This window comes from Brevibacterium sp. GP-SGM9 (assembly GCF_047300845.1).
GTDB lineage: Bacteria > Actinomycetota > Actinomycetes > Actinomycetales > Brevibacteriaceae > Brevibacterium.
On the sequence record NZ_CP178563.1, the window covers coordinates 513,385 to 533,186 of the forward strand.

Annotated in this window: 17 protein-coding genes and 2 tRNA genes; 10 read left to right on the plus strand and 9 right to left on the minus strand. The window is 64.7% G+C overall.

The features are described 5' to 3' along the window. The first annotated feature begins 84 nt into the window (after positions 1–84). A complete protein-coding gene (locus ACH82I_RS02265; RefSeq protein ID WP_230743935.1) occupies positions 85–1,266 on the plus strand; it encodes a trans-sulfuration enzyme family protein in 1,182 nt (393 codons plus the stop codon). A 63-nt stretch (positions 1,267–1,329) separates the two neighbouring features. Further along, positions 1,330–2,091: a MerR family transcriptional regulator gene (locus ACH82I_RS02270; protein ID WP_413335230.1), complete on the plus strand. Its 762-nt coding sequence runs from the start codon at positions 1,330–1,332 to the stop codon at positions 2,089–2,091. Between the two features lie 57 nt (positions 2,092–2,148). On the opposite strand, the gene ACH82I_RS02275 is transcribed toward ACH82I_RS02270, so the two are convergent. The 3 genes from ACH82I_RS02275 to ACH82I_RS02285 all read right to left on the minus strand — a co-directional run bounded on the left by ACH82I_RS02275 (position 2,149) and on the right by ACH82I_RS02285 (position 3,523). Beyond that, on the minus strand, positions 2,149–2,553 hold the full coding sequence (locus ACH82I_RS02275; protein WP_230743933.1) for an HIT family protein: 405 nt from the start codon (positions 2,551–2,553) through the stop codon (positions 2,149–2,151). 62 nt (positions 2,554–2,615) lie between these two features. Next, entirely contained in the window at positions 2,616–3,083 is a 468-nt protein-coding gene (locus ACH82I_RS02280) for a redoxin domain-containing protein (RefSeq protein WP_413335232.1), read from the minus strand. Then, positions 3,080–3,523, minus strand: a complete 444-nt coding sequence (locus tag ACH82I_RS02285; protein WP_230743931.1) for a DUF3052 domain-containing protein — start codon at positions 3,521–3,523, stop codon at positions 3,080–3,082. Before ACH82I_RS02285 ends, ACH82I_RS02280 begins: the two co-directional genes overlap by 4 nt. 261 nt (positions 3,524–3,784) lie before the next feature. Between ACH82I_RS02285 and aceE the strand changes: the two genes are divergently transcribed. The 6 genes from aceE to ACH82I_RS02315 all read left to right on the plus strand — a co-directional run bounded on the left by aceE (position 3,785) and on the right by ACH82I_RS02315 (position 11,582). Next, positions 3,785–6,547, plus strand: a complete 2,763-nt coding sequence (gene aceE / locus ACH82I_RS02290) for a pyruvate dehydrogenase (acetyl-transferring), homodimeric type (RefSeq protein WP_413335234.1) — start codon at positions 3,785–3,787, stop codon at positions 6,545–6,547. Positions 6,548–6,718: 171 nt separating this feature from the next. Then, positions 6,719–7,918 (plus strand): PucR family transcriptional regulator, encoded by a 1,200-nt coding sequence (locus tag ACH82I_RS02295; RefSeq protein WP_230743929.1) that lies wholly within the window; start codon positions 6,719–6,721, stop codon positions 7,916–7,918. A 55-nt stretch (positions 7,919–7,973) separates the two neighbouring features. Next, positions 7,974–8,879 (plus strand): ACP S-malonyltransferase, encoded by a 906-nt coding sequence (locus tag ACH82I_RS02300; RefSeq protein WP_413335236.1) that lies wholly within the window; start codon positions 7,974–7,976, stop codon positions 8,877–8,879. Positions 8,880–8,898: 19 nt separating this feature from the next. After that, positions 8,899–9,900, plus strand: coding sequence for a beta-ketoacyl-ACP synthase III (locus ACH82I_RS02305; RefSeq protein WP_230743927.1), 1,002 nt, complete (start codon positions 8,899–8,901; stop codon positions 9,898–9,900). Positions 9,901–10,018: 118 nt separating this feature from the next. Beyond that, on the plus strand, positions 10,019–10,270 hold the full coding sequence (locus tag ACH82I_RS02310; protein ID WP_009882400.1) for an acyl carrier protein: 252 nt from the start codon (positions 10,019–10,021) through the stop codon (positions 10,268–10,270). Between the two features lie 67 nt (positions 10,271–10,337). Continuing rightward, a complete protein-coding gene (locus tag ACH82I_RS02315; RefSeq protein ID WP_230743926.1) occupies positions 10,338–11,582 on the plus strand; it encodes a beta-ketoacyl-[acyl-carrier-protein] synthase family protein in 1,245 nt (414 codons plus the stop codon). A 423-nt stretch (positions 11,583–12,005) separates the two neighbouring features. Here the strand turns inward: ACH82I_RS02315 and ACH82I_RS02320 are convergent, their stop codons facing one another. From ACH82I_RS02320 to ACH82I_RS02345, 6 genes are all read right to left on the minus strand, one after another. Beyond that, the gene (locus ACH82I_RS02320; protein WP_230744382.1) at positions 12,006–12,497 is read right to left on the minus strand and encodes a DUF3145 domain-containing protein; all 492 of its coding nucleotides are present in this window, start codon (positions 12,495–12,497) and stop codon (positions 12,006–12,008) included. Between the two features lie 442 nt (positions 12,498–12,939). Next, positions 12,940–13,016 (minus strand) — tRNA-Ile (locus ACH82I_RS02325). A gap of 83 nt (positions 13,017–13,099) precedes the next feature. After that, complete coding sequence (locus ACH82I_RS02330; protein ID WP_413335239.1) at positions 13,100–14,356, minus strand: EAL domain-containing protein; 1,257 nt, start codon at positions 14,354–14,356, stop codon at positions 13,100–13,102. Between the two features lie 128 nt (positions 14,357–14,484). Then, entirely contained in the window at positions 14,485–15,897 is a 1,413-nt protein-coding gene (locus ACH82I_RS02335; RefSeq protein ID WP_230743923.1) for an MFS transporter, read from the minus strand. A gap of 202 nt (positions 15,898–16,099) precedes the next feature. Then, the gene (locus ACH82I_RS02340) at positions 16,100–17,152 is read right to left on the minus strand and encodes an LLM class flavin-dependent oxidoreductase (RefSeq protein WP_413335242.1); all 1,053 of its coding nucleotides are present in this window, start codon (positions 17,150–17,152) and stop codon (positions 16,100–16,102) included. Between the two features lie 97 nt (positions 17,153–17,249). After that, positions 17,250–17,322 (minus strand) — tRNA-Asn (locus ACH82I_RS02345). A 224-nt stretch (positions 17,323–17,546) separates the two neighbouring features. Here ACH82I_RS02345 and ACH82I_RS02350 point away from each other — a divergent pair. Next, positions 17,547–18,458 carry a DMT family transporter gene (locus ACH82I_RS02350; protein ID WP_230743921.1) on the plus strand — a complete coding sequence of 304 codons (912 nt, stop codon included), beginning with the start codon at positions 17,547–17,549 and terminating at the stop codon, positions 18,456–18,458. 42 nt (positions 18,459–18,500) lie between these two features. Then, complete coding sequence (locus ACH82I_RS02355; protein ID WP_413336733.1) at positions 18,501–19,670, plus strand: glycosyltransferase; 1,170 nt, start codon at positions 18,501–18,503, stop codon at positions 19,668–19,670. Positions 19,671–19,802: the final 132 nt, after the last annotated feature.

Below are 19,802 nucleotides of genomic sequence, written 5' to 3' on the forward strand. Positions count from 1 at the left end.
GCAGATTCTTCGACACGATCGACGTCTGCCACAGAACCTTGAGGATCGATTGCACCTCTTCGCAGAACTGGTTTGAATGCCACCATGACCTCACTGCACCCTGAAACCCGAATGGTCCACGGCGGAATGGACGGCCTCACCGAGGCGGGCGTCCATGTTCCGGCCATCGACCTCTCCACCACGAACCCCGTCACCGACATCAGCACCGGAGGCGAGTCCTACGAATCGCTGGCCTCCGGCAACGCGCTCAAAGACGGCGACTCCGCGGTCTACCAGCGGCTGTGGCAGCCGGGTGTGGCACGCTTCGAATCCGCGCTCGCCGAACTCGAGCACGCTGAGGAAGCGGTCGCCTTCGCCACCGGCATGGCGGCACTCACCGCGACCCTCCTTGCGGCCGTCAAAGCCGGCACACCGCACATCGTCGCCGTCCGGCCCCTCTACGGCGGCAGCGACCATCTCCTCGAATCCGGACTGCTCGGCACCACGCTGACCTGGGCACGCGAGGAAGACATCGCCTCGGCGATTCAGGAGGACACGGGACTCGTCATCGTCGAGACTCCCGCGAACCCGAGCCTCGACCTCGTCGATCTCGACGCCGTCGTCGCGGCGGCCGGGGACGTTCCCGTCCTCGTCGACAACACCTTCTGCACCCCAGTTCTGCAGCAGCCCATCAAGCACGGTGCGGCCCTCGTCCTCCATTCGGCCACGAAGTACCTCGGCGGACACGGAGACGCCATGGGCGGAATCATCGCAACGGATTCCGCCTGGGCAACAAGACTGCGGCAGGTCAGGTCGATCACGGGTGCGCTCCTGCACCCGATGGGCGCCTACCTCCTGCACCGCGGACTGCGGACCCTGGCCGTACGGATGCGCGCGGCTCAGGCCACAGCCGCGATGCTGGCCGAGCGGCTGCAGTCACACCCGCAGATCGCGCAGGTCCACTACCCCGGACTGCCCGGCAGCGATGATCGGGGGCTGCTGGGCCGGCAGATGTCCGGCGGAGGCGCGATGATCGCCCTCGACCTGGCCGGAGGATTCACCGCGGCCAGGACCTTTGTCGAGAACTGCTCACTCATCGTCCACGCCGTGTCCCTCGGCGGAGCGGACACACTGATCCAACATCCGGCGTCACTGACGCACCGCCCGGTGGCGGCGACAGCCAAACCCGGCGACGGTCTTGTCCGCCTCTCCGTCGGGCTCGAACACGTCGATGACCTCGCCGAGGACCTGTTCTCCGCACTCGACTCCATCCGGTCCGTCGCCTGAGGTTCATCCCGGCGCAGATCTGCTATTGACCTTGACGTCGCGTCAACTTCTAGGCTGGTGGTCATGGACTGGTCCATACAGGAAACAGCGCGATTGACGGGCACGACGAGCCGAACCCTGCGTCACTATGACGCGATCGGCCTGCTGCCGCCCACGACCATCGCCGCGAACGGATACCGTCACTACGACGAAGCAGCCCTGGTGCGTCTGCAGCGCATCCTGCTGCTGCGGGACCTCGGCCTGCCCTTGGCACAGATCGCCGAGGTGCTCGACCGAACCGATGACCCGATCGCGGCGCTGTCGAAGCATGTGCAAGTGCTCGGACGCGAGCGTGAGCGCATCGAGCGGCAGATGGCGTCCGTCACCGCGACCATCACACGATTGGAAGCAGGTGAACCTCTGATGGCAGAAGAGATGTTCGATGGCTTCGACCATCGAGAATACGAACAGGAAGTCACGCGGCGCTGGGGCGCCGAGGCCTATGCGCGGTCCGACCGTTGGTGGACCGGGCTCAACGAGACTGAACGGAAGGAGTGGAAGGCGCAGGTGAGTGCGCTCAGTGATGATTGGATCGCCGCCGCCGAGGCGGGGGCCTCCCCCGAATCGCAGCGTTGCCAGGGTCTGGCCGACCGGCATATCGAGTGGCTGCGCTCGGTGCCGGGCACACCTGCCCATGAGTCAGAGGAGGCGCTCGCCGGCTACGTGCGCGGGCTGGCCGAGATGTATGTCAGTGATCCCCGGTTTGCCGCGAACTACGGCGGAACCGCAGGTGCCGAACTCGTCAGAGACGCTTTGGCCCACAGGCTCGAGGCCATGGGGCGCTGAGTGCCGATGGCCGGCGCGGAACGCCTGCCTGCTGGTGCAGGCAGCTGAGCTGCCGGTTCAGGACTGCTGGTCCAGGGCCCGTCGGATCTTCTCGGCGGGACCTTCCAGCTGTTCGGGGGTCTGCATCGGCGCCCGGTCGCTGATGTCGAAGTCATCCATGGAGTTCGTCGGCAGCACGTGCACGTGCAGATGGGGCACCTCGTAGCCGACGACGAGCACTCCGATCCTCTCGCAGCCGAACGCCTCCTTCTGCGCGCGCCCGATCCGTCGGCTCACAGAGGTGAGATGAGCGAGCAGCTCCTCATCGGCGTCGATCCAATGGGAGATCTCCTCCCGCGGGACGACCATGACGTGACCTTCGGTCATCGGTGCCACATCGAGTATGGCGACGCAGACATCGTCTTGGTAGACGAAGGTGCCGGGAATCTCTCCGTCGATGATCTTCGTGAACAGAGTGGCCATGTGTCATTCCTCCTTGAGGGTGCCGCCGGAGCGTTCGACGCCGACGGCTGCGCGAATTGTCCTCACAGGCTCCCAAGCGCCGCGGCAACGTCCTCGCTGAAATCGCGGGTGCTGCTGCGGGCGACCTGTCGTCCACTCACGATCGTACCGCCTGGAGCAATGGCGAACACTGCCCGTTCGGCGACCCCGTGATCGGAGTCGAAGGCACCGTAGGCACGAGCCACCTGACCATGCGGCCAGAAGTCCGAACCGAGTTCGATGTCGCCCCCTGCCGCATCCGACCAGGCTGCGAGGGTGTACTTCGAGTCCACCGAGACCGCCAGCAGAGACACCGCACGGTCCTGCTCTCTCGTCTCGGACTGCAGGCGAGTCAGCTGGCCGATCTCGTCACCGCAGATCGGTGAGAACGCGAAGGGGACGAAAGCGAGCACCACCGCGGAGCCGTGGACAGCCTCGGCGAGGTGGAAGGTCGATCCGTGCTGGTTCGGGACCGTGAAATCCGGGGCCCTATCACCGGGCCGCAGGATCATGAATAGTTCTTCTTGCCCACAAGTCGGAAGCCCGCCCAGTCCTCGGCCGCACTCACGGTCGAGGTCACATGCATCCCGGCGGTGGGGGCCGCTTCTGAGATGTCTGCGGGGCTGATGTGGCCGGGGCGGCTGGCCTTCGGGGAGAGGAGCCAGACGACTCCCCCGTCCTTGAGGGTCGCCTGGGCGTCGACGAGACCATCGATGAGGTCATCATCGTCGGACCGCCACCACATGAGAATGACGTCGAAGACATCATCGACATCACCATCCGCGATCTTGTCACCGATGATGGTTTCGATCGCCTGACACAGTTCCAGGTCGACATCGTCGTCGTAGCCGATTTCTTGCACATAGTCTCCCTTGACCAAGCCCAGGTTGTGGCCCAGCTCGCTCGGGAGGGTCGACGTGGAAGATGTCCTTTCAGAAGCGGAGTTGCTCATGCCCTTATTGTTCCGTCAACTGTGGTCAAGGCGCAAATATCGGCGCGTCAAGACGGTCCAAGCGAAGCCAAACGCCACCGAAGAGCACACATCCGTCAGGCAGATCACAAGCTCTCGGCCCAGCGAAGTTCGCACGGGAGGACTAGGCTGAAGGAAGTATCGGCTGAACTCTGGGTTCGCGCATCCTGCGGATCGCAGACCAACCGATGAGCATGATCTCTACACCAAAGAAGATCGTGGAGCAGAAGAGAGGACCACACCGTGGACAATCGGAAACAGGGCGGACCGATTCTCAATGGGCTGCCCAGCCAGGTGCCCGACGTCGATCCGGAGGAGACCGAGGAATGGTTGGCCTCCCTCGACGGACTCATCGACGAGGGCGGCCGCTCACGGGCACGCTACGTCATGCTGAGGATGCTCGAACGCTCCCGGCAGAAGCAGATCGGCGTCCCCAGCCTCACAGCCACCGACTACGTCAACACCATCGGCCCGGAGAACGAACCCTGGTTCCCCGGCGACGAAGAGGTCGAACGCCGCTACCGGCGCTGGAACCGCTGGAACGCCGCCATGCTCGTCCACCGCGCACAGCGGCCCGGAGTCGAGGTCGGCGGACACATCTCCACCTACGCCTCCTCGGCGACGCTCTACGAAGTCGGCCTCAACCACTTCTTCCGCGGCAAGGACCACTCCGGCGGCGGTGACCACATCTTCTACCAGGGCCATGCCTCTCCCGGCATGTACGCCCGCGCCTACCTCGAAGGCCGGATGAGCGGCGATGAGCTCGACGGCTTCAGGCAGCAGCAGTCGCACTTCATCGACGGCAAGTCCAACGGCCTGCCCTCCTATCCGCACCCGAGGCAGCTCGAACACTTCTGGGAGCACCCGACGGTGTCGATGGGTCTGGGACCGATGAACGCGATCGCGCAGGCGCAGTTCGACAAATACCTGCACAACCGCGGCATCAAGGACACCTCCCAGCAGCAGACCTGGGCCTTCCTCGGTGACGGAGAGCTCGACGAGCCGGAAAGCCGCGGCATGCTCCACGTCGCCGCCTATGAGGAGCTCGACAACCTCAACTTCGTCATCAACTGCAACCTGCAGCGCCTCGACGGACCGGTCCGCGGCAACGGCAAGATCATTCAGGAGCTCGAAGCCTACTTCCGCGGCGCCGGATGGAACGTCATCAAGGTCGTTTGGGGACGCGAATGGGACGCCCTGCTGGCCAAGGACCGCGACGGTGCTCTCGTCAACCTGATGAACGCGACTCCCGACGGCGACTACCAGACCTACAAGGGAGAGTCCGGCGGCTTCGTCCGGGACAACTTCTTCGGTCGGGATCCGCGCACCAAGGCGATGGTCGAGAACTACAGCGACGAGCAGATCTGGCAGCTCAAGCGCGGCGGCCACGACTACCGCAAGGTCTATGCGGCGTACAAGGCGGCCTTCGAGCACACCGGTCAGCCGACCGTCATCCTCGTCAAGACCGTCAAGGGATACTCGCTGGGACCCCACTTCGAGGCCCGCAACGCGACGCACCAGATGAAGAAGATGACCGTCGACGACCTCAAGCTCGCCCGCGATCACTTCCAGATCCCGATCTCGGACAAAGAACTCGAGGAGAACCCGAAGCTGCCCCCGTACTACCATCCGGGAGTCGACGCTCCTGAGATCAAGTACCTGCAGGAGCGTCGCGCGGCGCTCGGCGGCTACTCACCGGAGAGGCGCAGCACCTACGTCGATCTCAAGCTTCCCGATGACAAGGCCTTCGAGGCCGGCAAACGGGGATCGGGCAAGCAGACGATCGCGACCACAATGGGCTTCGTCCGCGTGCTCAAGGACCTCATGCGCGACAAGGAGTTCGGCAAGCGCATCGTCCCGATCATTCCCGACGAGGCCCGGACCTTCGGAATGGACTCGTTCTTCCCGACGGCGAAGATCTACAACCCGCACGGCCAGAACTACATCTCCGTCGACCGGGACCTGTTCCTCGCCTACAAGGAGTCCACGGACGGACAGCTGCTCCACGTCGGCATCAATGAGGCCGGCGCGACCGCGGCACTGACCGCGGTGGGCACCTCGTACGCCACTCACGGCGAGCCGATGATCCCGTTCTACATCTTCTACTCGATGTTCGGCTTCCAGCGCACCGGCGACTTCTTCTGGGCAGCCGGCGACCAGATGGCTCGCGGATTCGTCCTCGGTGCCACCGCCGGCCGGACCACTCTGGTGGCCGAGGGTCTGCAGCATGGTGACGGTCATTCGCACCTGCTCGCTTCGACCTACCCCTCGGTGGTCTCCTACGATCCCGCCTACAGCTACGAGATCGCCCACATCGTCCGCGACGGCATCCACCGGATGTACGGTCCCGAAGACGGTCGGGATCCCAATGTGCTCTACTACCTGACGATGTACAACGAGCCGATGGTCCAGCCCGCCGAACCGGAGGGCCTCGATGTCGACGGTGTGCTCAAGGGCATGTACCTGCTCAAAAAGGGACCTGAGAACGGCGGACCGAAGGTTCAGCTGCTGGCGTCCGGTGTGGGTGTGCCGTGGGTGCTCGAAGCCCAGGAACTGCTCGATCAGGACTGGGGCGTCTCGGCCGATGTGTGGTCGGTGACCTCGTGGACCGAGCTGCGCCGCGACGGCATCAACGCAGAGAACGACCGGCTGACGAATCCCGATGCCGAACCGCGTGTGCCCTATGTGACCGAGAAGATGGCAGAGGCCGACGGTCCCGTCATCGCCACCTCGGACTACATGCGCGCGGTGCCCGACCAGATCCGCCAGTATGTGCCCAGCCACTTCACCTCCCTGGGCACCGACGGCTATGCGATCTCGGACACCCGTCCTGCGGCACGCCGCTACTACCTCGTCGACGGCCCGTCCGTCGTCACGCAGGCGCTGATCTCGCTCGCCGACACCGGTGCCCTGTCGATCGACAAGGCCGCCGAGGCGGCAAAGAAGTACCAGCTCGACGATGTCCGCGCCGGCGCCTCCGGTTCCACGGAGGGCGCGGGAGCCTGATCCGCTGACCGTCCGCGCACAGCGCTGACGTTCTGCGCACACCGCAGATATGGCAGCGCACACCGCTGATATGGCCGGAGTCATGAAGACTCCGGCCATACTTGTCGTTTCGGCCAAGTCTTTGTATGTCGCTGACAAGACCATTGTCCTCGATCATCTAAAGTGGTGACCATGTCGACTGATGCCGAGACGCTGCGCCGTCGCGCCGAGACCGCACGCCGGCTGCGCGCAGGAGTAGGTGTGCTCTCCACTGTCACCCTGCAACGACTCGATCAGCGCCTCCCCTGGTATCGCAGCATGTCCTCCTCCGATCGGTCGTGGGTCGGCCTGCTCGCCCAATCCGGCATCTCGTCGTTCATCGACTGGTACCGCAAGCCCGATACGAATCTTCGGGTCGTCTCCGACATTTTCAAGACCGCTCCCCGGGATCTCATCCGCTCGATCAGCCTGCAGCAGACCCTGCAGCTGCTCAAGGTCGTCGTCGAAGTCGTCGAGGAACGAGTGCCGGACATCGCCCGCTCGGCCGAGCAGCCGGCCCTGCGCGAGGCTGTGCTCATCTACTCCCGGGAGATCGCCTTCTCCGCGGCCGATATCTACGCCCGGGCCGCCGAGGCGAGGGGAAGCTGGGACGCCCGCCTCGAGGCCATGGTCGTCGATGCCCTCGTTCGCGGCGACTCCGTGGATGAGCTCGCCAGCCGCACCGCGGCTTTCGGCTGGCAGTCCGAGGGGCCAGTGAGCGTGATCGTCGGTCGCGCCCCGCAGCGATCGGCGAAGAAGGGCCTCGACGTGATTCGGCGCAAGGCGCGCAGGTGGGCCGATGATGCACTTGTGGGCATCCATGAGAACCGTCTGCTCATCGTCCTCGGTGCGGTGGCCGACCTCGACGCGGCGGTCGAGGAGCTCTCCGACTGCTTCGGTCCCTCCGAGGTGATCCTCGGACCCAGCGTGCCGACCTTGGCCGAAGCCGCCACCTCGGCGCGGGCGGCGATCAGGGCACTCAAGGCGGCTACGGCCCGTCCCGATTCGCCGCGTCCGGTCAGGGCCGACGAACTCCTTCCCGAACGCGCCCTGTCCGGTGACCAGGTGGCGCTGCGGGAGCTCATCCGCCGCTACTACGAACCTCTCACCTCGGGGACCGGGCAGCTGCTCAAGACCGTAAGCGCCTATGTCGAGTTCGGCTCCTCACTCGAGGCCACGGCCAAGGCGCTGTCGGTGCATCCGAACACCGTCCGCTACCGCTTACGCAAGATCACCGAGGTCATCGGCCTCGATCCGACGCTTTCGCGTGACGCCTTCGTCATCCACATCTCATTGGTCTATGGCCGACTGTCGGAGGAAGGGCTATTGTCGAACAGCGACAAAACACAGTGAGCACCGCGAACCATCCGATAGATTGAACAGCGAAACCGAGCGAAAAGAGAACTGAGTGCTAGCTATCACGTGCCCGGGTCAGGGCGCCCAGAAATCGGGTTTTCTGAGTTCCTTCCTGGAACTCGACGCCTTCTCCGCGCAGATCGACGAACTCTCGACAGCCTCGGGAATCGATCTTCGTCTGCACGGAACCGAATCCGACGATGAGACGATCAAGGACACCGCCCTGGCGCAGCCTCTGCTCGTCGCCTCGGCGATCACCTGCGTTGCAGAACTGGGCATCACCCCGAACTACGTCGCCGGTCACTCGGTCGGTGAGATCGCCGCCGCCCAGATCGCCGGAATCCTCTCACCCGCCGATGCGATGCGCTTCGTCGCCGTCCGCGGTGCAGGCATGGCCGCGGCCGCCGCAGCCACCCCGACCGGAATGTCGGCCGTCGTCGGCGGCGAGCCCGATGATGTGCTCGCCGCGCTCGAAGCCGCGGGTGTCAGCCCCGCCAACATCAACGGCAGCGGACAGACGGTCGCCGCCGGATCCCTCGACGGCCTGAACACCCTCGCGGAGAATCCGCCCGAGCGGGCCCGTGTGATCCCCCTGCCTGTGGCCGGTGCCTTCCACACCGACTACATGGCTCCGGCCACCGCGGAGCTCACCGCCACCGCCTCGGGACTCGAGGTCTCCGACCCCACGGTGTCGATCCTGACGAACTCCGACGGCACCGTCGTCACCGAAGGGCGGGACTACCTCGAGCGCCTCGTGAAGCAGGTGACGAATCCGGTGCGCTGGGACCTGTGCCAGGAGACGCTGCTCAATGCCGGGATCACCGGGATGATCGAACTCGTTCCCGGCGGCACCCTCACCGGAATCGCCCGTCGCGCCATGAAGGGCGTGGAGACATTCGCCATCAAGTCAGCCGCCGACCTCGACGGTGCGCGTGAGTTCGCTGCGGCCCACGCCTGAGAATCGAAGGAAGACCACCATGCCAACACTGAAGACCGCGGAGACGGGACGCTTCTCCACCATCGCCGGCATCGGCGCCTACCGGGCCGAGAACCTCGTGACCAACGATGACATCGCCGGACCGATCAACTCCTCGGACGAATGGATCCGTCAGCGCACGGGCATCATCACGCGTCGTCGGGCCAGCAAGGACGTCGGCGTCCTCGACATGTGCGAAGAAGCCGCGCTGGAGGCCATCGCCTCCTCCGGGCTCAAGCCCGAGGACATCGGCGGAATCATCATCTCCACCGTCACCTTCCCGTACTTCACCCCTTCAGCCGCCTCGGCGCTGACCGATCGCCTGGGCACCGGCCCGGTGCCGGCATGGGACATCAGCGCCGCCTGCGCAGGCTACTGCTACGGCATCGCCCAGGCCGACGCGCTGGTGCGGGCCGGAACGATGGACAACGTGCTCGTCATCGGTGCGGAGAAGCTCTCCGACGTCATCGATCCCGAGGACCGTTCGATCTCCTTCATCCTCGGTGACGGTGCTGGAGCCGTGGTCGTCACCTCTGCCGATGAGCCCGGCATCTCGAAGACCGTGTGGGGTTCGAAGGGCGAGAACTGGTCGACCATCCGGATGACCGAATCGCTCATGGACATCCGCGATGATCGCGATCTGCCCTTTCCGACGCTGCGGCAGGACGGCCCGACCGTCTTCCGCTGGGCCGTCTGGGACGGCGCCGAAGTCGCCAAGGAGGCTCTTGCGGCGTCCGGCGTTGAGGCGTCCGATCTGGCCGCGTTCATTCCCCACCAGGCGAACATGCGCATCATCGACGAATTGGCCAAGCAGCTGAAGCTGCCCGAGTCCGTCGTCATCGCCCGCGACATCGCCGACAACGGCAACACCTCGGCGGCCTCGATCCCGCTGGCCACCGAGCGACTGCTGCGTGAGCAGCCCGAACTCAGCGGAGGATTGGCTCTGCAGATGGGATTCGGAGCCGGACTCGTCTACGGTGCACAGGTGATCCGCCTCCCATGAACGGGCGCATTCGCGGAAAACTCGCCGTGAATGTCCTAAGATATTCGGCGGGACACTCGTCGAAAAGTTCCTCAACCGGCCGATCAACCCTCGGCTGACACTAGAAAGTAGGATAGAAATGGCATTCACCGAAGCTGAAGTCCTCGCCGGACTCGCAGAGATCGTCAACGAAGAGACCGGCCTGGCCGTCGAAGCTGTCGAGGCCAACAAGTCGTTCACCGACGACCTCGACATCGATTCGATCTCGATGATGACCATCGTCGTCAACGCCGAGAAGAAGTTCGGCGTCAAGATCCCCGATGACGACGTCAAGGACCTCGTCACCGTTCAGGACGCTGTCGACTACATCAACAAGGCCCAGGAGGCCTGAGCAGAACTGCCGTACACGGCCCGTCCACCGACGGGCCGTGTCCACACCTATCGACGAGGTTTGTACCATGACACCTAAAGTTGTCGTCACCGGGATCGGTGCGGTAACCCCACTGGGCGCAACGGCCGATGCCACGTGGCAAGCCATTCTGGCCGGCACGTCCGGCGTTCACACGATGGACAACGATTGGTCGGAGAAGTACGGCCTCGCCGTCGACTTCGCGGCCCAGGTCGACCCACAGGTGGTGACCGAGAATCTCAAGCGGGTTCAGGCCAAGCGCCTCGATCCCTCCAGCCAGTTCGCCCTCATCTCCGCTCGTGAGGCCATGGCCGATGCCGGTCTCGAGGAGACCGATCCCGACCGGACTGCAGTGTCCTGGGCGACGGGAATCGGCGGAGTCTGGACTCTCCTCGATGCATGGGACACCCTGCAGGAGGAAGGACCGCGTCGCGTCATGCCGCTGACGGTACCGATGCTCATGCCCAACGGTCCCGCTGCGGCGATCGGCATGGACTTCAAGGCCCGTGCCGGCGTCCAGACCATGGTCTCCGCGTGCGCCTCGTCGACAGAGAGCCTCGGACACGCCTACGACGTCATCGCCTCCGGGCGAGCAGACGTCGTCATCGCCGGCGGTTCGGAGGCTGCGATCCATCCGATCACCCTGGCCGCCTTCAACTCGATGCAGGCGCTGTCCCGTCGCACGGATTCGCCCGAGACGGCCTCGCGTCCCTATGACGTCGACCGTGACGGCTTCGTCATGGGTGAGGGCTCCGGTGCTCTCATCCTTGAGACTGAAGAGCATGCGAAGGCGCGTGGTGCCAAGATCTACGCCGAGGTGGCCAGCTGGGGCATCTCCAACGATGCCTACCACATCACCGGCGGAGAGCCCGAGGGCAAGCACGCGCTGCGTGCCATGCAGCAGGCACTCGACGCGGCCGATCTCGGTGCCGGAGACATCAAGCATGTCAACGCGCACGCGACCTCGACGCCCGTCGGTGACATTCCGGAATCTCTGGCGATCACCGAGCTGCTCGGTTCGAACGTCGGCGATGCGCTGGTCAGCGCCACGAAGTCGATGACCGGCCACCTCCTGGGCGGCACCGGTGCGGTCGAGTCGATCCTCACCGTCAAGGCTCTCGAGACCCGCACCGCTCCCCCGACGATCAACATCGACGAGGTGGATCCGAAGGTGGTGGGCATCAACATCGTCCGCGACACTCCGGCCGAGCTGCCCTCCGGTGACATCGCCGCCATCTCGAACTCGTTCGGGTTCGGCGGGCACAACGCCGTCGTCGCGTTCAAGTCCGTGTGATCGATACGTTTTGCGGCTGATCGCGAGCTGAAGCTCGCTATCGAATCGCGACCGCAGAGGGCCCCAGCTCGATGAGCTGGGGCCCTCTCGCGTGCGGCGGCCAGGCGATACCTCACAGCGTCGTGTGCGTCTTGGCCAGTCGTGCGTCGAGCGCGTCGCGGCCGGTCGAGCGTCCTGCGCCGGGCCCGGGAGTCTCCACGCGTCACCGCTGGGTAGATGTCCATACGCTGCGGACAAGTGCAGTGCGCTGGGTTTTCTGGCAAGCGATTGCCACCCAGCACAGGCCGGCAGACCCTTGGATGGCTGCGAACGCACAATGAGCCATGGGCACACCGGAGGTAGAGCGGTGTGCCCATGGCAATGTGAAGCGCAATGCAGCCGCCGAGGTGGCTGTGCCGCAAGGACGGCAGTGCAGGTGGTGAGTCAGCCGACCTTGGTCAGCCAGCGGACCGGAGCGCCTTCGCCGGCGTGGCGGAAGGCATCGAGTTCCTCGTCCCAGGCCTCGCCGAGCGCCAGGGTCATCTCTGCGGAGAACTTCGCGGGATCACCTGCGGCGCGTTCCATGACCGAGCGGATGCGATCCTCAGGGACGAGGATGTTGCCGGCCGTGTCGGTCACCGCGTGGTAGATGCCGAGGTCGGGTGTGTGGCTCCAGCGCCCACCGTCGACTCCGGCAGAGGGCTCCTCGGTGACTTCATAGCGCAAGGAGTCCCATCCGCGCAGTGCGGATGCAATGCGGGCACCCGAACCTGCGGGCGCGCGCCAGCAGACTTCGGCGCGCACAAGGCCAGGCGCTGCCGGCTGGGGTGTCCAGTCGAAGCGTGCTTGCGCACCGATTGCCCCACCCGCTGCCCATTCAATATGTGGGCACAGCGCGCGAGGTGCTGAGTGGACGAAGAGTACGCCCTGTGTCATATCCATTTGTGCCTCCTACCTCGGATACGTCTTCCCCTACGATCCGAAAGGAGGTACTCAGGCCATGATAGCTGACGATCGCACCCACGCCAAGCACCGAAATGCCTGGTGGGGTCCCTGCTTTTAGCGATCGGATCCCAGCGCAGGCAGACCGGGCGGATATGCTGCCCTCGGACTTAACGGTGGTGCTGGACGCGTTCCTGTTCGACGAGTTCAATCGCGGTACGCAACGCTTCGATCCGGTTGGCCATCAGAGTCATCCTCGACGGGCTCAGTCTGCCGCCGCTCACGGCACTCTCGCACTTACTGAGAAGAGACGTCAGTTCAATGTCTGCTCTGTCGAGCTCAGCGGTGTCCATAGTCTCGATCGTGTCACGCAATTGTCGATGGCGACATCCGGCACAGAGTGGCCGGTCGGCAGAGTTTTGTCCGTCCGACGTAGTGGTGCCCCCGGCCGGACTTGAACCGGCGACCAAAGAATTATGAGTTCCCTGCTCTGACCAGCTGAGCTACGGGGGCGAGCCGAAACAAGATTAGCACCATAGTCGCCGGGGTACCCATTTCAGACGGACCCTCGGACCGCCGGCCACCGCACCTGAGACTCAGTTCCCGGAATTCAACGGCGAGATCCGCGTCAGCACGCTGCGTGCGGCGTCGACGCAGGTGTACCTCTCCGTGGTGATGTACACGTCGTAGACGATCTGACCGTCACTGCCGGGGTCATTGCGTTTCGAGGCGGCGACCAGTCCGGACCAGTCCGGACCGACCACGACGACCCCGTGCTCATTGCGCATCGGGTCGGAGGCGTCGACGACTCCGGTCCGCACCCCGGGGATGGGCGGGCCGTCGAATCCGCCGGAGAACATCGCGGTCAGTCCCACGGTGTCGCGGATCTTCTCGTAGCGAAGTCGGGTCGGTTCGAAGAACGTCTCGTCCTCCCCGAAGACGCCGAGGGTGATTGTCGCCGTCCCGGATGCCAGTGCTCGTTCCTCGAGGGCGGCGATCTGCGCGACGAGGAGTTCGCGATTCATCACCAAGGGCTCACGGCGCAGCCCCTGCGCAATCGAGTACGGAGTGCCCAGTGCCGGCAGATTGCGCGAATGATGATCGATCAGTCCGTCTTCGATGGGATCCCGGAAGGGCTCCGGCTCCTTCGTCGCCCCACCGAAATAGGGGCCCGACATGTACCTGGCGCCCAAGGCCCGCACCCGATCGAGATCGTCTTCTGACTCCACACCTTCGGCCATGATCACGGCGCCGGTGCGTTCGAGGTGGGCATGGAGGAGCCGGTTGAGTTCGGCCAGATGCGAATCGCAGTCGATGCGCAGCACATCCGGATGGAGGCCGACCACGGACGGGTTGACCAAGGGCACGAAAGCGGTGCTGCGCAGATCTGCGCCGACCGAGGACATGCCGACGCCCCACCCCATGGAGCGAGCCTGGCGGACGGCGCGGAGAACCGCGGCGGGAGACGAGCTCACCCGGGAGGCGTCGAGCTGGAGGATGACCGAACGGTCCGGTTCGGCAGTGCGGTCTTCGAGAGTCGCGAACGACTCCGCTTCCGCGTGCAGGAACAGTCGGTTGGAATTCGGCAGTCCCGCCGCCTCGGCGGTCCGCAGCGCTGTGGCACGCAGGGAGGCGTCGATATCGCCGATCATCGCCGAAGAGTGCATCGACTCCCGGAGATTCTCCGACTCGGCGCGACCGACCACCGGATCATCGACCGGTGCCTGAAGGATCTGATACCCGACCTTGCCGAAGGTATAGACATCGACGACGGGAGCGAAATAGGTCTCGATGCCGCCGGAGCGCACAAGGTCCTCGAGTGCGAGGTCCTGATCGGGTGCCTGAACCACCATATGTCCTTCCATGGGCAAACGTGCGTTCACAGTCTTCCATATGGGGACAGACTCAATTGTCTAAAAACCGTAACATTATTGCGCTCAGAGCTGAGGGAAACACGAACCTCGCCGAGGTGGCCGAAGGCTCAGCGACGCGGCTTCCGACCGCGTCGAACCTCCACCACACCGACGATTCCGGCGAGGATCACGATGACCGCAATGGCGATGAACGAGGCGATCATGCCGATGTTCCAGTCACTGACCGCGGTGACCGCGAAGGCCAGAGCCGTCATGATGGCCAAGCCCATCGAGGTGCCGATTCGCTGTCCGGTCTGCAGCACTCCCCCGGCGGAACCGGCGTAGCGCAACGGCACGTCCTGCAGCGTCAGCGTCTGGTTGGGACTGATCACCATGCCCTGTGCGGCCCCGATGAAGACGAGGCTGAGCAGCATCCACCATTCGCTGCCGATGCCCTGCGAGACGAGGTAGACCACGAGGATCGTGGAGACGAGTCCGAGCAGACAGGTGACGATCCCCCAGACGACGAGGCGGCGGCCGACCTGGAAGACGAACCGGCCGGAGACGTCGGCGGAGACCGCAGAAACCAGGGCCGCAGGCAGACCGATCATGCCCGCCGCCAACGCCGTATGCCCGAGGCCTTGCTGCATGTACATCGCGACGAGAACCCAGACACTGGTCACGCCCATGAAGTAGAGGGCGATGATGATCGACCCGTTGCTGAAGCTTCTGATCTTGAACAGATTGAGATCGACCATGGGCGGACGTCCCCGTGCCGCGTAGCGCCGCTCCCACTTGGTCCAGAAGACGAGAGTGAGCAGACCCACCGGCAGTGCCAGCCACACGAACCATCCGAGCGACGACTCGACGAAGGGCAGCAGGACGAGCAGCACCGCGACGCCGAGGAGGATCACACCGACGGGATCGAGGTCCCGGTTCCTCTTCTCCTCCTGCGCCTCGATCGGACGCCAGGCACCTGTCGGCAGCCACTGCCTGGCCAGGATCAGGGCGAGCACCGCGAAGGGGACATTGACGAGGAACGAGGCTCGCCATCCGAAGTCCTCACCGAAGATCGTGATGAGAATCCCCCCGAGGACCGGGCCGATCGCCACCGACAGTCCGACGGTGGTGCCCATCATCCCGAAGGCGCGGCCGCGTTGGGGACCCTGGAAGTACTGCTGGAGGAGACCGACGACCTGGGGGTTGAGCAGACCGGAGCCGAGTCCCATAAGCACACGGGCGATATTGAGAGTCAGTGGGCCGGGCGCGATCCCGGCGACGAGTGATGAGAGACCGAACAGGCCGACGCCCATCATGAACAGCTGTCCCCTGCCGAAGACGTCTCCGGCACGGCCGGCAGCGACGAGGACGACGCCGAAGGACAGCGCATAGCCGGTGAGCACCCACTGGAGCGCCGAGGATGAGGCCCCGAGGTTGTCACCGATGGCCGGGAGGACGACATTGATGATCGACACCGAGAGCAGGGACATGAACAGTGGGACGAGGCCGATGAGGAGGATCCGCCTCTGCGTCACTGTCATGCGCGAACGCTCGGTCACGTCACCACCCCTTCACGATTCGGGCTCGATACGCCCCTGCGAGCAGCCTCGTCGATACCCTCTGATTTTTCTGCAAGTCGGACTGTTTCATCATACGGTGTCGTTCGCCCAGACCTGCATGACCGTGACATATCGGCCGGCAGCCCCCAGTCGGTGGGGCAGCAGATGCTCGACAGCGTGCGTCTCAGAACGAGGTGCCGGTGGCGGGTCCTTCGGTGTTGGGCTTCCACCCCAGAGCAGGGGCGACGTGCTCGGCGAAGGACTCGAGGATGTGGAGGTTGTAGTCGACGCCGATCTGACTCGGAATCGTCAGCAGAACGGTGTCTGCCTCCTCGACGGCGACATCGGCCTTGAGCTCCTCGATGAGACGATCCGGTTCACCGGCATAGGTGCGGCCGAAGGTCGAACGGGTGTCGTCGATGATGCCGATCTGGTCGCCCTCGGCACCGGACCGCCGGCCGAAGTAGAGATCATCGAGATTCGTCGTGATCGGGAAGATGGACCGACTCACGGACACCCGGGGTGTCCAATCATGACCGGCCGCTGTCCACGCTGCGCGATAACGTTCGATCTGCTCCCGCTGGAGCTCGGCGAAGGAGGCACCAGTGGCTTCGGTCAGCAGGGTCGAACTCATCAGGTTCACCCCCTGCTCGGCCGCCCACTCAGCGGTCGAACCCGAGCCGGCGCCCCACCAGATTCGCCGGTCGAGACCGGGCGAGTGCGGCTCGATGCGCAATCGGCGTCCGGGACCGAACTGGGCCGGATCGGCGGGCGTCATCTCTTCGCCCCGCACGGCCGCCATGAACGTCGAGAACTTCTCCCGCGCCATGTTCGCGGCCTTGGGCTCGGTGGGGTCGGTGTAGCCGAAGGACTCCCACCCGCGCAGCGCCGGTTCCGGTGATCCCCGACTGATTCCCAGCGCCACGCGCTGATCGGAGAGAAGATCGAGCGCGGCGGCCTCCTCGGCGAGGTAGAGAGGGTTCTCGTAGCGCATATCGATGACCCCGGTACCGACCTCGATGCGTGAGGTCTTCGCGGCGATGGCCGAGAGCACCGGCATCGGCGAAGCCGCCTGCTCTGCGAAGTGATGGACCCGGAAGTATGCACCGTTGACGCCGATCTCATCGGCACCGACCGCGATGTCGACGGCCTGTTTGAGCGCCTCCTTCGCGCCGTAGCCTCCGGGTGCACTGCCTGCCCCGTAATGTCCGAAACTCAAGAATCCGAATGACTTCATATTCCTGCCAACCTGGTTGATGCTTCAAGTATTCCTTGCGGACGGAAGACCCCGGGCACGACGAAAGCCCCGTCCTGAACGGACGGGGCCTTGGCGGCTCCCCCGGCTGGGCTCGAACCAGCGACCCTTCGATTAACAGTCGAATGCTCTGCCAACTGAGCTACGGAGGAACGTCGCAGTGACCTGCGCACGTTGATTCAGCTTAGCAAAGACATCTCCATCTCAACAAAACCGAAGGCAGTGCGTTAGCTCACATCGTTCCGGTTTACCCCACTCGCTCCCATAAGCAAGCCTTACAGTCAGGACAAACACAGTCTCGGACCACCACTGCGGTACTCCTGGACTGTAAAATCGAAGCGATCCTCGACCACATCCCCACAGCGGAAGAAGCAACGTGACCATAGTGGCAATCGCCTTCGCCGTCCTCGCGGCAGTGGCTCTGGCCTATGGAGCACTGTTCCAGCATGAGGCCGTGGTCGGTCAGGATGATTCGCACAACGGACTGAGCTGGGCCAACTTCAAGGAGCTGCTCGCCAACCGTCGCTGGCTGCTCGGACTCCTCATTCTCGGACTCGGCACCGCCGGCAACCTCGTCGCCCTCGCGCTGGCCCCTGTCATGGTCGTTCAGCCCATCGGTGCGTTCTCACTCATCGTCTCCGTGCTGCTGGGCATCCGCCATCGCGGACTCAAGGTCAATCGCCGCCTCGTCCAAGCGGTCGTCTGGTGCACGGTCGGGGTCACACTCTTCGTCGCACTCTCGGCGACGACAGCACGCTCCGAGGTCCACCTCGGCGGGGATGCGATGCCGCTGGTGTGGATCACCGGAATCGTCGTCGTCATCGGTCTGATCATCATGATCGCCTTCCGCCACGCTCCACAGCTTGTGCTCATCACCGCCGCCGGGCTGCTGTTCGCCTGCGTCGCCACGAACGCGCACCTCGTCAGCGTCCAGATCCTCCGCGCCGGCCCCGACCAGGTGACCTGGATCAACGTGGTCGGCCTTGCCGCCGCAGCGGCTCTGGGCTCGTGGTTCGTCCAGAACGCCTACGCGGCCGGACCCCCGGAGATGGTCATCGCCGGACTCACCGTCGTCGATCCGATCGGTGCAGTGATTCTGGGCACCGTGGTTCTCGGCGAGGCGCAGTCCGCTCCGGTGTGGCTGATCATTGCGATCACGGCCACCGGATTGGTCGCCTGCCTGGGGGTCGTTGTATTGTCGCGTTATCATCCCGATGTCAAAGATCGTGAAGCCGAGCGCCGAGTCGCTCGCCGGAGCGACACATTGACCGACACCGAGGAGAGCTGAATCCTGTCCGCGCACCGTCACACACCACCCCGCCGAATCCTCATTCCGACCGAGACCTACGCCCCCGAGGTCAACGGTGCGGCGAAATTCGCCGAGCGCCTCGCCGCCGGGCTCGCCGCTCGTGGCAATGAAGTCCACGTGGCCTGCCCCTCCGCCACGGGCAAGGCATCCGTGAGCACCGAGGACGGAGTAACCGTGCATCGGCTGACCGCACATCGCTGGCCGCTGCATCCCACCTGGACGATCTGCATGCCCTGGGAGACCAAGCCGGAGCTCTCCCGTCTCCTCGACAGCCTGCAGCCCGATGTCGTCCACACCCAAGCCCACTTCGTCATCGGCCGCTACGCCTTCTCAGAGTCGATCAGGCGCGGCATCCCCGTCGTCGCGACGAACCATTTCATGCCCGACAACGTGCGCCCCTACATCAAGGCGCCGAAGTCGCTGCTCGACGGTGGAACGGCGATGGCCTGGTGGGATCTGCGCCGGAAGTTCCAATCGGCCGACTTCATCACGGTGCCCACCCAGCTGGCCGCCGATCTGCTCACCCAGAACGGGTTCACCTCACCGATCCGCGCGGTGTCCTGCGGGATCGACCTCGACCGTTTCGCCCACCTGAGCGAAGTCGAGAACTCCCCCGCCGAGGCGACTCCCCCGCGGGTGCTCTTCGTCGGCAGACTCTCGGCGGAGAAGCACGCAGCAGACATCGTCGAGGCCGTGGCGAAGACGGACCCGGCGATCGGTCTCGAAGCCGACATCGTCGGCGGTGGGGATCAGGAGGAGCCGCTCAAGGAGTTGGCCGAGAAGCTCGGCATCGCCGACCGGGTCCATGTCCTCGGCAAGATCAGCGACAAGCAGCTGATGGAGGCCTACCAACGGTGCACGTTCTTCTGCATGCCGTCGACCGCGGAGCTGCAGTCCATCGCCACTCTCGAGGCCCTGGCCTCGCGCAAACCCGTGGTGCTCGCCGACGCCGTGGCTCTGCCGCATCTCGTCCGGGACGGTGTCAACGGCTATCTGTTCCCGCCGCGCGACATCGATGTGCTCGCCGATCGCTTCACGAGCATCTGCACGATGACCGAAGCCGCGCTCGACACGATGTCGCAGGCCTCTCTCGATGTCGTCGCCAAGCATGACATCGAATACACGCTCGACACCTTCGAGTCGATCTATGCCGAGGTCATCGGCGACGATCTCGACTCCCGCGCCGCTTGAGACTGCGGCAATTCCGCTCCACACGGTGCAGCGGAATTCTCGGCAGTACTGTTCCTCCACGATGCAGCTGAGTCTTCGGCGGCTCTGCACCACACTGCGCAGCTGAGTCTTCGACGTCTATCCCCGTCCGAA

Bases quoted from the DNA above. Each gene is read 5' to 3' on its own strand.
- ACH82I_RS02265 (WP_230743935.1), top strand. From the start codon at position 85: ATGACCTCACTGCACCCTGAAACCCGAATGGTCCACGGCGGAATGGAC.
- ACH82I_RS02270 (WP_413335230.1), top strand. From the start codon at position 1,330: ATGGACTGGTCCATACAGGAAACAGCGCGATTGACGGGCACGACGAGC.
- ACH82I_RS02275 (WP_230743933.1), bottom strand. From the start codon at position 2,553: ATGGCCACTCTGTTCACGAAGATCATCGACGGAGAGATTCCCGGCACC.
- ACH82I_RS02280 (WP_413335232.1), bottom strand. From the start codon at position 3,083: ATGATCCTGCGGCCCGGTGATAGGGCCCCGGATTTCACGGTCCCGAAC.
- ACH82I_RS02285 (WP_230743931.1), bottom strand. From the start codon at position 3,523: ATGAGCAACTCCGCTTCTGAAAGGACATCTTCCACGTCGACCCTCCCG.
- ACH82I_RS02295 (WP_230743929.1), top strand. From the start codon at position 6,719: ATGTCGACTGATGCCGAGACGCTGCGCCGTCGCGCCGAGACCGCACGC.
- ACH82I_RS02305 (WP_230743927.1), top strand. From the start codon at position 8,899: ATGCCAACACTGAAGACCGCGGAGACGGGACGCTTCTCCACCATCGCC.
- ACH82I_RS02310 (WP_009882400.1), top strand. From the start codon at position 10,019: ATGGCATTCACCGAAGCTGAAGTCCTCGCCGGACTCGCAGAGATCGTC.
- ACH82I_RS02315 (WP_230743926.1), top strand. From the start codon at position 10,338: ATGACACCTAAAGTTGTCGTCACCGGGATCGGTGCGGTAACCCCACTG.
- ACH82I_RS02320 (WP_230744382.1), bottom strand. From the start codon at position 12,497: ATGACACAGGGCGTACTCTTCGTCCACTCAGCACCTCGCGCGCTGTGC.
- ACH82I_RS02330 (WP_413335239.1), bottom strand. From the start codon at position 14,356: ATGGTGGTTCAGGCACCCGATCAGGACCTCGCACTCGAGGACCTTGTG.
- ACH82I_RS02335 (WP_230743923.1), bottom strand. From the start codon at position 15,897: ATGACAGTGACGCAGAGGCGGATCCTCCTCATCGGCCTCGTCCCACTG.
- ACH82I_RS02340 (WP_413335242.1), bottom strand. From the start codon at position 17,152: ATGAAGTCATTCGGATTCTTGAGTTTCGGACATTACGGGGCAGGCAGT.